Origin of the sequence: Mesorhizobium sp. WSM4887, assembly GCF_029625865.1 — a bacterium.
Taxonomy (GTDB): Bacteria; Pseudomonadota; Alphaproteobacteria; order Rhizobiales; family Rhizobiaceae; genus Mesorhizobium.
This window is the reverse complement of the sequence record NZ_JARTVP010000002.1, coordinates 69,145-82,242: the sequence shown is the minus strand read 5'-3', so window position 1 is coordinate 82,242 and position 13,098 is coordinate 69,145. Positions and strand designations below refer to the sequence as shown.

Below are 13,098 nucleotides of genomic sequence, written 5' to 3'. Positions count from 1 at the left end.
CCTGGGCCGCCAGGAGAATCATTCGCACCGTCCGCCCCTTAGGCCGCGCGCGCCTCGCGGATCGAGGTCTCCAATATATCCAGCGCCTCCGTCATGACGCCGTCCTGGATGGTGATTGGCGACAGGAAGCGGATGACGTTGCCGTAGACGCCGCAGGTGAGCAGGATGAGGCCCTTGTCGAGCGCCTTCAGCCGCACCGCATTGGCTAATTCCGCCGAGGGCAGGCCCTTCTTCACATCATTGAACTCGACGGCGTTCATGAAGCCCGGGCCGCGGATGTCGACGATCTCCGGCACGTCCTCGCGGATCGACGCCAGCCGCTGCTTCAGCCTGGCGCCGAGCGCGTTGGCGCGCTCGCACAGCTTTTCTTCCTCGATGACGTCGAGCACGGCATGCGCCGCGGCGACGCCGATCGGGCTGCCGCCATAGGTGCCGCCGAGCCCGCCCGGTCCAGGCGCGTCCATGATCTCGGCGCGGCCGGTGACGGCCGACAGCGGGAACCCGCCGGCGAGGCTCTTGGCCATGGTGGTGAGATCCGGCGCCACGTCATGGTGCTCCATCGCGAACATCTTGCCGGTGCGGGCAAAGCCGGTCTGCACCTCGTCGGCGACAAGAAGGATGCCGTGCTGGTCGCAGGTCTTGCGCAGTGCCGTCATGAAATCGCGCGGCGCCTCGTAGAAGCCGCCCTCGCCCTGCACCGGCTCGACGATGATGGCCGCGACCCTGGCCGGATCGACATCGGCCTTGAACAGCTTGTCGAGCGCTGCAAGCGAATCCGCGACCGACACGCCGTGCAGCGCGACCGGGAACGGCGCATGGAAGACATCGGCCGGCATGGCGCCGAAGCCAACCTTGTAAGGCACGACCTTGCCGGTCAGCGCCATGCCCATGAAGGTGCGGCCGTGGAAGCCGCCGGAAAAGGCGATGACCGCCTGGCGACCGGTGGCGTTGCGCGCGATCTTGATGGCGTTCTCGACCGCCTCGGCGCCAGTGGTGACGAAGACGGTCCTCTTGTCGAACTTGCCGGGCAGCATGCCGTTCAGGCGCTCGGCGAGGCGCACATAGCTCTCGTAAGGAACGACCTGATGGCAAGTGTGGGTGAAGCGGTCGAGTTGCGACTTGACCGCCTCGATAACTTTCGGATGGCGGTGACCCGTGTTGACCACCGCAATGCCCGACGAGAAGTCGATGTATCGGCGGCCCTCGACGTCCCAGATTTCCGAATTCTCGGCACGATCGGCGTAGATCTGCGTGGTCATGCCGACGCCGCGCGAGATCGACTGGTTCTTGCGTTCGGAAATGGCTGAATTCTTCATCTCACACCTCATCGGGCAGGCGCCCGCTCCGTTTTGATGCCGTCAAAGCCTCTTCTGACCTTATTTCAGGTTTTCCTCAAGTCGGCACATTGGCCCAGTCGATTGGGCCTGCCGCAAGGCCGAAATCGGTCTCGACCAGCCGGCCGATCATCAGGCAGAAACAGTTTCCTTTTCCGGCCGATCGATTATCCTCGCTGCAGCCGCGACGTGCCGCTGCCGGGAGCGGCTCCCGCGGGCCGAGGGAACCATGAGCAGGAACGCGACATCGTCCGCCTTGCCGTCCTTGCCGCTCCGCCCTGCATGTCGGGTGCGGGATGGCGCCAAAGCAGACGTGATCGTTGCTGCGGAGAGTTAAAAGCCAGGTCGCACCCCGTCGCGAACCTGCGAGAGAAAACTACACCCTCACAAACCCCTCGCTCGCTCGAAGCAGGTTGCGCGTATAATCCTCGCTCACGCGGTGGCCGATCAGCTGGCTTGCGGTCAGCGTCTCCACCGCTTCGCCGTTCTGCATCACCATCAGCCGTTCGCACATATGGGTGATGATGGCGAGGTCGTGACTGACCATCAGAAAGGTGAGCTTGCGCCGCCGCCGCACCTCTTCGAGCAGGTTCAGCACCTCGGCCTGGACAGAGGCATCGAGCGCCGAGGTCGGCTCGTCGAGCAAAAGGATCGAAGGTTCGAGGATCAGCGCGCGGGCGATCGCCACGCGCTGGCGCTGGCCGCCGGAGAGCTGGTGCGCATAGCGGAAGCGGAAACCCTTGCCGAGGCCGACTTCGTCCAGCGCGCGCTCGATGCGCTTCTCGCCATCCTGGATTGCGTGAATGGCGAGCGGTTCCTGCAGCAGTCGGTCGACGGTCTGGCGCGGATGCAGCGACCCATACGGATCTTGGAAGACCATCTGCACGTCGCGGTAAAAGGCCTTGTCGCGGGTCTTGCCAAGCGTCTTGCCGTTGACAGCGATGGTGCCGGCAGCGACAGGCGCAAGGCCGGTGATTGCCTTGAGCAGGGTCGACTTGCCGGAGCCGCTTTCGCCAACCAGCCCGTAGGACTCGCCTTCCCTGACTTCGAGGTTAACGCCCTTCAGCGCGCGGAAGCGATCGAAAATCACCTCCAGCCCTTCGATGGTGATGGCGGCCGTCATGCCGCCCATTCCGGCTTGCGGTCGAGCACCGGCAGCGGGTGTCGCTCGAAGCCGATTCTCGGCATGCAGTTGAGCAGGCCGCGCGTATAGGGATGCTGGGCTTCGCGCAGTTCGGACGCCTTGAGCTGCTCGACCACCTTGCCGGCATACATGACGACCACGCGGTCGCAGAAGGAGGACACCAGGCGCAGATCATGCGAGATGAAGATCAGCCCCATGCCGCGCTCGGCGACCAGCCTATCGAGAATGTTCAGCACATCGAGCTGCACGGTGACGTCGAGCGCCGAGGTCGGCTCGTCGGCGATCATCAGTTCCGGCCCGGCGATCAGCATCATGGCGATCATCGCGCGCTGGCCCATGCCGCCCGAGACCTCATGCGGGTGAAGGTCGAAGACACGGGCCGGATCGCGAATCTGGACCGCCCGCAGCATCTCCAGCGCGCGCTCGCGCGCTTCGGCCTTTCCAACTTTCTCATGCGTGCGCAGCGTCTCGACGATTTGGCGGCCGATGGTCATCACCGGATCGAGCGAGTATTTCGGGTCCTGCAGGATCATAGCGATGCGGTTTCCCCGCAGCGCACGGCGCCGGCTGGATGACACCGAGAGCAGATCGATGCCGTCGAAGCGCAGCTTTTTCGCCGACACCTCGGCCTGCGGCGGGGTCAGGCCCATGATGGCGCGGCCGGTCTGCGACTTGCCGGAGCCGCTCTCGCCGACGATGCCCAGCCGCTCGCGGCCGAGCGAGAAGGAAACGCCGCGAACCGCCTGCACGATTCCGGTGCGTGTCGGGAAAGTGACGCGCAGATCGTCGACTTCGAGCAGCGTGCCTTTCGTTTGCCTATCGGAATTGCCGCTCATTGGTTGCCGCTCATCGGTCGCCACTCATTGGTCGCCACTCCGGGGATCGAGCGCGTCGCGCAGGCCGTCACCGAGCAGGTTGAAGCCGAGGCTGACGATGAGGATGGCAGCGCCTGGCGCGGCAGCCACCCACCACTGGTCGAGGATGAAGCGGCGGCCGGACGCAATCATCGCGCCCCATTCGGGCAGCGGCGGCTGCGCGCCGAGGCCGAGGAAGCCGAGGCCGGCGGCGGTGAGGATGATGCCCGCCATGTCGAGCGTCACCCGGATGATCAGCGAGGAGATGCAGAGCGGCATGATGTGGCGCAGCACGATGCGGAAGGGCGAGGCACCCATCAATTGCACCGCCTTGATGTAGTCGGAATTGCGCACCGTCAGCGTCTCGGCGCGCGCGATGCGCGCGTAAGGCGGCCAGGAGGTGATGGCGATCGCCAGCACCGCGTTCTCGATGCCGGGGCCGAGCGCCGCAACGAAGGCCAGCGCCAGCACCAGCTTCGGGAAAGCCAGGAAGATGTCGGTGATGCGCATCAAAATGGCATCGGTCCAGCCGCCGGCATAGCCTGCGACGGTGCCGACCAGCAGGCCGATGGGCGCGGCGATGATGGCGACGAGGATGACGACATAGAGCGTCCAGCGCGAGCCGTAGAGGATGCGCGAGTAGATATCGCGGCCGAGGTCGTCGGTGCCGAACCAATGCGCGGCGCTCGGCGCCAGCAGACGGGCATTCTTCAGGTCACCCACGGTTGGCGAGTAGGGTGCCAGCACGCCGGCAAGCGCGGCTACCACCACCAACGCGAGAATGATGAGCAAACCGACGAGCGCGAGCCGGTTGGCTGTGAAGCGCCGCCAGGCCACATAGGCGCGGCCGAGCCTTGCCTGCATGCGCGAAGCCGGCCGCTCGCTGAGCAGCCATTCGCGTCGGGTTTGCATCGTCTCGGCGCTCATTCGACTTTCGTCCGTGGATCGAGGAGCCGATAGAGCAGGTCCGACAGAAGGTTGATGGCGATGAAGACCGAGCCGATGATGATGGTGCCGCCGAGCACCGCGTTCATGTCGGCGTTCTGCAATGAATTGGTGATGTAGAGGCCGATGCCCGGCCAGGAGAAGACGGTCTCGGTCAGCACCGAGCCTTCGAGCAGGCTGGCATAGGAAAGCGCGATCACCGTCACCATCGGCACAGCGGCGTTGCGCAGCGCGTGGCCCCAGATGATGCGCGTCTCCGACAGGCCCTTGGCGCGGGCGGCGACGATATATTCCTGCGCCATCTCGTTCAACATGAAGGAGCGCGTCATGCGGCTGATATAGGCGAGCGCGAAATAGCCAAGCAGGGAGGCCGGCAGGATGATGTGGCGGTAGGCGTCGTAGAAGACATCCCACTGTCCCTGCATGGCTGCATCGAGCAGGTAGAAGCCGGTGATCGGCGTGAAAGTGTATTCGTAGACGACGTCGAGCCGCGCCGGAAAGGCGACCCATTGCAGCTTGGCGTAGAACAGGACGAGGCCGAGCAGCCCCAGCCAGAAGATCGGCACGGAATAGCCGATAAGGCCGATGATGCGCACGATCTGGTCGACGAAACTGCCGCGACGGACAGCAGCGAGCACGCCGAGCGGCACGCCGATGACGGCGCCGATGATCGTGCCGAGCGTCGCCAGCTCGATGGTCGCCGGAAAGACGCGGCGGATGTCGGACATCACCGGATTGGTGGTCAACACCGAAGTGCCGAAATCGCCGCTGAGCGCGTTTTTGACGTAGATGTAGAACTGCTGGATCAGCGGCAGGTCGAGGCCCATCTCGCGGCGCGTGCGCTCGACGACGGCAGTAGGGGCCCGGTCGCCGAGCACGGCCAGCACCGGATCGATGGGAATGACGCGGCCGATGAAGAAGGTCACAGCGAGAAGACCGAGATAGGTCGTCACCGCGATGACCAGGAAACTGCCGAGCGCGGATAGAATGGCGACGGCACGGGCGCTGCCGCGCCCGGCCACCGCCTGGTTTTCAACTATGCTCACGCGGCGCGTCCGAGAACGCTATTCCTTCGAGACCGCACCGACGAAGTTGGTGTCGAAGCTCGGTCCGAGCGCGAAGCCCTTGAGGTTCTTGCGCAGGCCCGCCACTTCGAGCTGCTGGTGGATGACGACGAAGGGGCTGGTGTCGAGGATCTTCTTCTGCAGATCCTTGTACATGTCGGCGCGCTTAGCCGAATCCTTCTCCAGCAGCGCCGCCTCGGTCTGCTTGGTCAGGTCCGGAATGTCCCAGGCATTACGCCAGGCCAGGGTCTTGATCTTGGCGGCGTCGGAATTGTCCGGGTTCGAGGCGAAGGTCTGGGCATTGGAATTCGGGTCGAAATAGTCCTGGCCCCACTGGCCGATATAGATGTCGTGGTTGCGGGCGCGGTATTTGGTCAGCGTCTGCTTGCCGTCACCGGGAATGATCTCCAGCTTGATGCCGGCCTGACCCAGCGTCTGCTGGATCGATTCCGCCATGCCTGTCTCCGGCTGTTTACTGCGTACGTCCATGGTCACGCTGAAGCCGTTAGGCAGGCCGGCCTTGGCCAGCAGCTCCTTCGCCTTGGCGACATCGAGCTTGAACGGGTTGTCGTCGATGGCGCCGAGGTCGCCCTTGGGCAGGAAGGACTGGTGGATCTCGCCGATGCCCTTGAGGATGGTCGAGCCCAGCGCATCATAGTCGACCAGGTACTTGAAGGCCTGCCGAACCTCCGGCTTGGCGAGGTTGGCGTTCTTCTGGTTGAGGCTGATGTAATAGACCGTGCCCTTCGGCGCGCTGGTGGTGGTGAGATCGCCATTCTTGGCGATGGCGTCGAGATCGTTCGGCTCGAGGTTGCGGGCGACGTCGATATCGCCGGCCTCGAGCGCCAGACGCTGCGCCGAGCTTTCCTTCATGAAGCGGTAGATAACGCGGGCGAGCTTGGCCTTCTCGCCGTTGTAGTTGTCGTTGCGTTCCAGAACGACGACTTCATTGGCGCGCCATTCGCGCAGCTTGTAAGGGCCGGAGCCGGCATAGCCGGTCTTCAGCCAGGCATTGCCGAAGTCGTTGTCCCATTTGTAGTCGGCGCTCGGCGTGACGGCGGCGACATGTTCCTTGACCAGCTTGCTGTCGACGACCGAGGCGACGGTAGCCGACAAGCAGTTGAGCACGAAGCTCGGCGCATAAGCCTTGTCGACAACGAACTGGAAGGTGGTGTCGTCGACCGCCTTGGCCTTTTCGGTGACGTTGTCGCCGCTGATGCCGAACTGGTTGATGATGAAGGCGGGGCTCTTGTCCAGCTTGATCGCGCGCTCGAAGGAATAGGCGACGTCGGCGGCGGTGATCGGATTGCCGGAGGCGAACTTCATTCCGGGCTTAAGCTTGAAGGTGTAGGTCAGGCCGTCGTCGGAAATAGTCCAGCTCTCGGCGAGATCGCCCTTGACTTTGGAGGTGTCGCTGAGGTCGAGGCGAACCAGGAGATCGTAGGTGTTGCCGGTAACCTCAGCGGTTGACAGCTCGAACGCTTCGCCCGGATCCATCGAGATGATATCGTCGAAGGCGAAGCCTTCGACCAACGTGTCGGCAGGCGTGACCGCAAAGGCCGGCACCGCGAGCAGCGCCGACATCGCCACACCCGCGAGCAAGCCACGAGAGCGAAGAGCAAACCTTTCCAGCATCATGGTAGTCGTTCCCTGTTTTGTTGATTGTTGACCTGAGTTCCCGGCTCAGGGTTGCAGAATTCCTTGGGACCGATCGACGGCCCACCGACCCTTACCGTCGTGGTTTTTGTCCAGTTGGTCAACACCCTATTCGGCGGCGTTCGAACCCGCAACGCGCATTTTGCGAGATAGCTTATTGGGCCAGAATGGGCCACCGCGAGTCGACCCAGGCGCCGGCTAACCGAAGCCGTCGATTGGGAAAATCTGCCAAATCTTGGCCGCTTGGAAGTCGCCCGTCATTTCAGCTGCGCGACCAGGTTCGCGTCCGGAAAGCAGGTGGCGGTCTTGCCGTTCTTCGCTTGCCAGACGCCGATCGAGCGGCGTGTCTTGAAGCCGGGCAGGCCGTCGGCGCTGCCGACATCGTAGCCCTTCGCCTCCAGCGCTTGCTGGAGGGCAGCGATATCGGACCGGTGGAGATCGCCCACCCGCCCCCAGGTACCGGCAAAGGTGGCGTCGCCTTTGGTGATGCGATCGGCGGCGTGGCCGATGAACAGCGCATAGAGATCGCTGGTGTTGTATTGCTTCAGCACATAGAAATTCGGCGTGACGATGAAAGCGGGGCCGCTGCGTCCGGCCGGCATCAGCAGGAAACCCTCGGCCTTGAGTTCACTGGCCGGAAACGCCTTTCCGTCGGCGCGCCTGATGCCCATCGCCACCCAGTCGGAAATCTTCTTACCCTGGTCGGGTCCTTCGAGCGCGCAGGAGACGTTTGCCGGCGCAATCACCTCGGTCCCCCAGCCGCGCCCCCTCACCCAGCCATAGTGGACAAGATAGTTGGCGATGGAGGCGAGCACGTCCGGCGTCGAATTCCAGATGTCGGGCCGGCCGTCGCCGTCGAAATCGACGGCATGCTTGAGGAAGGACGTCGGCATGAATTGCGGCTGGCCGAGCGCGCCGGCCCAGGAGGACTTCATCGCATTGACCGGAGCGAGCCCGCGCTCGACGATCTCTAGTGCGGCCAGCACCTCGGTGCGGAAGAAATCCTTCTTCGTCGACATGAACGCCTTGGTGCCTAGCACCTCGAAGGCGTCGTAGGGCATCTTGGCGGCGCCGAAGCCGGTCTCGCGACCCCAGATCGCCAGCACGATCTCGCCAGGCACGCCGTAGCGCTTCTCGATGAGCCCAAGCACGCGGGCGTTGGCGCTTTCGCGCGACCGCCCTCCGCCGGTGACGGCCCGAATGATCTTCTCGGCGAAATAATTGGCGGGCGGACCGAACTCCGCCTGGTGCTGTTTTTGCGGCGTCGCCGGCTTCTCGCCGGGCATGACGAGATCCGGCAGTTTCAGGTTCGGCTTCACGCCGATGAAGGCGGCGTCGAAGGTCTTTTTGAAAATGCCTTTGGCCTCGGCCTCGGGCCAGAGGTCGTTTTGCAGCCAGGCCTGGAATTGGTTGTCGATGGGCGTGGCGCGAGCGGGCAGGGTGAGGAGAACGGCAAGCGCCGCAAGGAAAAATGCGAAGCCGAATTTGGAAAAGCCGCGTTCTGTCGCGCCCCCCTCTGTCCTGCCGGACATCTCCCCCACTTGGGGGGAGATTGGCTGTTTCGGTGCACCGCCTCTTCCTGCGACGTTGGATATTGGCGAAAGCCGGCGTGACGTCTGATCTCCCCCCTTGCGGGGGAGATGTCCGGCAGGACAGAGGGGGGTGGGACGGAGTGCGGCCTTTCCGGGAAAAACGCCAGTCACCAATCCCCTCCCCTCAAAACGCCGTCCTCGAGCGCAGCGCCGCGGCAAGCGTGCCTTCGTCGAGATAGTCGAGCTCGCCGCCGACCGGAACGCCATGCGCGAGCCTAGTCACCTTGACCTCGAAACCCGAGAGCTGATCGGTCAGGTAGTGCGCCGTGGTCTGGCCCTCGACGGTGGCGTTGACGGCAAGGATCACCTCCTTCACCTCGCCGCCGGCGACACGGTCTACCAGCGAGCGGATGTTGAGCTGGTCCGGGCCGATGCCATCGAGCGGCGACAGCGTGCCGCCGAGCACGTGATAGCGCACATTCATGGCGGCGGCGCGTTCCAGCGCCCAGAGATCGGAGACGTCCTCGACGACGATAAGCGTGCCGGCATCGCGGCGTGGATCGGTGCAGATCATGCACAGGTCGGAGGTGTCGACATTGCCGCAGGTCGAGCAGATGCGCACTTTATCGGCCGCCTCGCCCATGGCTGCGGCTAAAGGCTCGAGCAGCTGCTCCTTCTTCTTGATGAGATGGAGAGCCGCGCGCCTTGCCGAACGCGGCCCGAGCCCCGGCACCTTGGCCAGGAGCTGGATCAGGCGTTCTATCTCTGGACCGGCGATTCTTTTCGACATCGCTCTGATCTAGAGCAATTCCGGGAAAAGTGCGAAACGGTTTTCAGAGCGCTTTGGTGACATCCGCAACAGGAAATGATCCGCCATGCCGTCAAGACGGATCATTTGATGGCGGGTTGGCTCAGTAGGCTTCGAGCGGCCGGGACTGGCTGACAATCAGCGCGCCGATGGCGTCGGTGTTCTCGGGCGTCGACTGGAATCCCATCGCCGCTTCCTGCGGAGCGCTCGGAACGGAGGTGATGTAGCGACCTTTCAACGTGCCGCCGAAGCGGGAGGCGTCGGGCTCCTCCATCGGCTCCTGCATCGCCACCATGATCGGCTTCGCCGTGACGCGGCCGGCCTTCTGCCCTGGCGCGGCGGAGGCCGTCACATAGGTCTGCTGGGCAGCAACCGTTGTGGTCTTGGCCGGAAGCGCCGGCGCGGCAGCCGCGGTCGTAGCGGCCTGCTTGGCCGGATCAGCGTGAACGATCGTCTTGACCACCGGCTCGGCGGAAGCGACGAGGACCGGAGCGGTGGGGTCGGTCTTCTGCGACTTGCCGGAGGCCATGGCGACCATCGGCTCATCCGGCAACGGCTGCCAGTTGCGGCCGCGCTTCTCATAGAAGGCATTGCCGCCGGCCACCATCGTGTAGTGCATGTTCTTGTAGGGGAAACGCAGGCCGGCGGTGTGGAAGAACATCGTGTTCTTGAGCTTGGCCTTGCGCTCGCCTTTCAGCACTGCCTCGGCGGCTTCCTCGACATCTGGCAATGCCCGCGAATTCATCGGGCGCGTCAGCACGCCCGGGGCGAACTGGCCCTTTTCGCCGACGACCTCGCAGATCGTGCTGCCATGCTGTCCCGAGCGTAGCCGGTTCATCACGACCGTGCCGACGGCGATCATGCCGTCACGGCTCGACCGGTTGGACTCGAAGAACATCGCCCTTTGCAGGCACTCCTTGTCCTTCATCGAGTATTTATAGGAACGCGAGCTGAGGAAGCTCGGGGTGACGGCGTCGGTCAGGCTCGCCACCGACATGCCATGTGAAGCGGTCTGGCTGCAGCCGGCCAGGAGCAAGGGGGAAGCGGCGATGCCGATAAGCAGCAGCGGCGTCTTCCATCGCGTCGCGATCAACAAAAAAGCCTCATTTCCAGATGCCAGCCCGCCCCGAGATGTGGCAAGAATGAGACTCTTTCAGGCAAAAAGATGGCTAGATGGTTAGCAACCTCTGGACTTGGGTAAAACTTTATGAATGTCGCGAAATGAGCCCGTGAGCATGCCGGCAAAATGGTTAATATTGCGGCCCGGGCTCAATTTTCGTTCACAATCAATTAACTGGTGGCAGATGCCTTAGAACGGCAATTTCATTCCGGGCGGTATAGGCAAGCCCGCAGTCAATGCCTTGGTCTTTTCCTGCATGACCAGCTCGACCTTATTTTTGGCATCATTGTGAGCGGCCAACAGCAAGTCTTCGAGGATCTCCACCTCGTCGTCCTTCAGCAAGGACGGATCGATCTTCAGCGCCTTCATTTCGAACTTGCCGGTCAGGGTCACGCTGACCAGGCCGCCACCCGCCTGCCCAGTGGCTTCCAGGGTGGCGATCTCATCCTGCATGGCCTGGAACTTGGCCTGCATTTCCTTTGCCTTGCCCATCAGGCCGAGAAGATCCTTCATCGTGAAACTTCCTCTTGTTGGAATCTACGTTAACGCGAATATGATCTTGACCGAAACCGGTCCGTACTCTTTCCCTGACGCGTTCGTCAGCTCTAAATCTCTTCGTCGTCGGCAGCCGGCTCAACCGGCAGGTCGGCGTCAGCGCCTTCCGCTTCCGGCACATCGGGAATGCGCACGTCGATGATCTTGGCGCCGGGAAAGCGGGCGAGGATGGCGGCGACGGTCGGATCGCTCCTGGCATCGGAGAAGGCGTTCTCGCGCTTTGTCGTCTCCATCTCGGCCAGCGTCTTGCTACCCTCTTCCTTCGACAGCGAGACCAGCCAGTTGCGGCCGGTCCAGGCACGCAGCTTGGAGGTCAGGTCGTTGAGCAGCATCTTGGGCGCATCGTCGGTCAGGCTGACGTCGATGCGGCCAGGCTCGATGCGCACCAGCCGCACGCAGCGCTTGACCAACACCTTGAAGGCGATGTCGCGGTTGGCATCGGCCAGGGCCGCGATGTCGGCCAGCGACTTCACCGGAACGGCCGGTGTTTCGATGACCGGTTCGGGCGCCGGGACGAAGGCGGCGGGCGCGGGCTGCATCTCGACCAGCCGCATGGTCTGCCCTCCGCCGTTAGAGGCCGGCATCCGCGCCGGCGCCACGGCATTTGTGCCGCCGCCACTGCTTGCCGGCGCTCCATTGGCGCGCGGAGCGCCATTCGGCACAGGGGCCGCCCCCTCGAGCGATTTCAGCGCTTCGTCCAGCGTCGGCAGGTCGGCGACGTGCGCCAGCCGGATCAGCACCATCTCGCCGGCGCTGACCGGACGGTTGGAGGACTGCACCTCGGGAATACCTTTCAGGAGCATCTGCCAGGTTCGCGAGAGCACGCGCACCGACAGCGTGCTCGCAAATTCGGCGCCGCGCCGCCGCTCGTCCTCGGAGAGCGAGGCATCATTGGCCGCGGCCGGCACGAACCGCAGACGCGTAACGAGGTGGTTGAATTCCGCCAGGTCGGTGAGCACCGCGGCCGGATCGGCGCCGGTATCGTATTGTGCGCGGAATTCGGACAAGGCCGCCGCAACATCGCCCTTCATGACGTGCTCGAACAGGTCGATGATACGGGCGCGGTCGGCCAAGCCCAACATGGCGCGAACGGCGGCGGCGCTGACGGTGCCGCTGCCATGGGCGATCGCCTGATCGAGGATGGAGAGCGAATCGCGCGCCGAGCCCTCGGCGGCCCGCGCAATCATCGCCAAAGCCTCATCATCCACGGAAATGCCTTCCTTGGCGGCAATCGAGGAAAGATGCGCGACGAGCGCGCCGGCATCGATGCGCCTCAGGTCGAAGCGCTGACAGCGCGACAGAACCGTGATCGGCACCTTGCGGATCTCGGTGGTGGCGAAGATGAATTTGACATGCGGCGGCGGCTCTTCCAGCGTCTTCAACAGGCCGTTGAAGGCCTGGGTGGAGAGCATGTGCACTTCGTCGATGATGTAGACCTTGTAGCGGGCCGAGACCGGCGCGTAGCGGACGCGGTCGATGATGTCCCTGATGTCGTCGATGCCGGTATGGGAAGCCGCGTCCATCTCGATGACGTCGACATGGCGGCCTTCCATGATCGCCTGGCAATGCTCGCCGGGGGTCGAAAGGTCGACGGAGGGCTGGTCGACAGTGGCGGTTTTATAGTTCAGGGCGCGTGCGAGAATGCGCGCCGTCGTCGTCTTGCCGACACCGCGCACGCCGGTCAGCATCCAGGCCTGGGCGATGCGGCCAGTGGCGAAGGCATTGGTGAGCGTGCGGACCATCGGCTCCTGGCCGATCAGTTCGGAGAAATTGGAGGGGCGGTATTTGCGCGCCAGCACGCGATAGGCGCCGGCCTTACCTGTCTCCAGGCTTTCTGGCCCCGAATTTCCGGCTTCGCTCATTCGCCGTCAAAAGCTCCAAGGACCGCGACGGAAGGCGGCCGATTCCTGCGCATAGTCTCGCCCGCACGGCTCGGCGCCGTCAATGTCGCGGGAGAAAGGCGAAGAGGCGGGAGGCTGGAACAATGACCCGTTCCGGGCTCGTTAGGGCTGCTTCCTTCCGGACCTGACCCGGTTGGCGAGTGGATCGTCCACCACCAACCTCCCAAGCTCCATATCGGCAATTC

At 63.8% G+C, this 13,098-nt stretch carries 11 protein-coding genes and 1 other RNA gene; all 12 read right to left on the bottom strand.

Annotation, left to right across the window (positions count from 1 at the left end; genetic code table 11):
• Nucleotides 1-38: 38 nt before the first annotated feature.
• Nucleotides 39-1,316 (bottom strand): 4-aminobutyrate--2-oxoglutarate transaminase, encoded by a 1,278-nt coding sequence (locus P9230_RS08630; RefSeq protein ID WP_278118467.1) that lies wholly within the window; start codon nt 1,314-1,316, stop codon nt 39-41.
• Nucleotides 1,317-1,710: 394 nt separating this feature from the next.
• A complete protein-coding gene (locus tag P9230_RS08625; RefSeq protein WP_278118465.1) occupies nt 1,711-2,457 on the bottom strand; it encodes an ABC transporter ATP-binding protein in 747 nt (248 codons plus the stop codon).
• Nucleotides 2,454-3,314 carry an ABC transporter ATP-binding protein gene (locus P9230_RS08620; RefSeq protein WP_066996477.1) on the bottom strand — a complete coding sequence of 287 codons (861 nt, stop codon included), beginning with the start codon at nt 3,312-3,314 and terminating at the stop codon, nt 2,454-2,456. Before P9230_RS08620 ends, P9230_RS08625 begins: the two co-directional genes overlap by 4 nt.
• A 24-nt stretch (nt 3,315-3,338) precedes the next feature.
• Nucleotides 3,339-4,259: a nickel transporter permease gene (gene nikC, locus P9230_RS08615; RefSeq protein WP_278118463.1), complete on the bottom strand. Its 921-nt coding sequence runs from the start codon at nt 4,257-4,259 to the stop codon at nt 3,339-3,341.
• A complete protein-coding gene (locus P9230_RS08610) occupies nt 4,256-5,323 on the bottom strand; it encodes an ABC transporter permease (RefSeq protein WP_095824243.1) in 1,068 nt (355 codons plus the stop codon). Before P9230_RS08610 ends, nikC begins: the two co-directional genes overlap by 4 nt.
• 18 nt (nt 5,324-5,341) lie before the next feature.
• Nucleotides 5,342-6,979, bottom strand: coding sequence for an ABC transporter substrate-binding protein (locus P9230_RS08605; RefSeq protein ID WP_095777523.1), 1,638 nt, complete (start codon nt 6,977-6,979; stop codon nt 5,342-5,344).
• A 275-nt stretch (nt 6,980-7,254) separates the two neighbouring features.
• Nucleotides 7,255-8,529 (bottom strand): lytic murein transglycosylase, encoded by a 1,275-nt coding sequence (locus tag P9230_RS08600; RefSeq protein ID WP_278118460.1) that lies wholly within the window; start codon nt 8,527-8,529, stop codon nt 7,255-7,257.
• Nucleotides 8,530-8,713: 184 nt separating this feature from the next.
• Nucleotides 8,714-9,319: a recombination mediator RecR gene (gene recR / locus P9230_RS08595; protein WP_278118458.1), complete on the bottom strand. Its 606-nt coding sequence runs from the start codon at nt 9,317-9,319 to the stop codon at nt 8,714-8,716.
• A gap of 121 nt (nt 9,320-9,440) precedes the next feature.
• Nucleotides 9,441-10,430: a cell wall hydrolase gene (locus P9230_RS08590; RefSeq protein WP_067324486.1), complete on the bottom strand. Its 990-nt coding sequence runs from the start codon at nt 10,428-10,430 to the stop codon at nt 9,441-9,443.
• A gap of 216 nt (nt 10,431-10,646) precedes the next feature.
• Nucleotides 10,647-10,970 (bottom strand): YbaB/EbfC family nucleoid-associated protein, encoded by a 324-nt coding sequence (locus P9230_RS08585; protein WP_066996259.1) that lies wholly within the window; start codon nt 10,968-10,970, stop codon nt 10,647-10,649.
• A 92-nt stretch (nt 10,971-11,062) separates the two neighbouring features.
• Nucleotides 11,063-12,874: a DNA polymerase III subunit gamma/tau gene (locus P9230_RS08580; RefSeq protein WP_278118456.1), complete on the bottom strand. Its 1,812-nt coding sequence runs from the start codon at nt 12,872-12,874 to the stop codon at nt 11,063-11,065.
• A 106-nt stretch (nt 12,875-12,980) separates the two neighbouring features.
• An RNA gene (gene ffs, locus P9230_RS08575) (signal recognition particle sRNA small type) lies at nt 12,981-13,077 on the bottom strand.
• Nucleotides 13,078-13,098: the final 21 nt, after the last annotated feature.

Bases quoted from the DNA above. Each gene is read 5' to 3' on its own strand.
- P9230_RS08620 (WP_066996477.1), bottom strand. From the start codon at position 3,314: ATGAGCGGCAATTCCGATAGGCAAACGAAAGGCACGCTGCTCGAAGTC.
- P9230_RS08625 (WP_278118465.1), bottom strand. From the start codon at position 2,457: ATGACGGCCGCCATCACCATCGAAGGGCTGGAGGTGATTTTCGATCGC.
- P9230_RS08605 (WP_095777523.1), bottom strand. From the start codon at position 6,979: ATGATGCTGGAAAGGTTTGCTCTTCGCTCTCGTGGCTTGCTCGCGGGT.
- P9230_RS08585 (WP_066996259.1), bottom strand. From the start codon at position 10,970: ATGAAGGATCTTCTCGGCCTGATGGGCAAGGCAAAGGAAATGCAGGCC.
- P9230_RS08580 (WP_278118456.1), bottom strand. From the start codon at position 12,874: ATGAGCGAAGCCGGAAATTCGGGGCCAGAAAGCCTGGAGACAGGTAAG.
- recR (WP_278118458.1), bottom strand. From the start codon at position 9,319: ATGTCGAAAAGAATCGCCGGTCCAGAGATAGAACGCCTGATCCAGCTC.
- P9230_RS08600 (WP_278118460.1), bottom strand. From the start codon at position 8,529: ATGTCCGGCAGGACAGAGGGGGGCGCGACAGAACGCGGCTTTTCCAAA.
- P9230_RS08630 (WP_278118467.1), bottom strand. From the start codon at position 1,316: ATGAAGAATTCAGCCATTTCCGAACGCAAGAACCAGTCGATCTCGCGC.
- nikC (WP_278118463.1), bottom strand. From the start codon at position 4,259: ATGAGCGCCGAGACGATGCAAACCCGACGCGAATGGCTGCTCAGCGAG.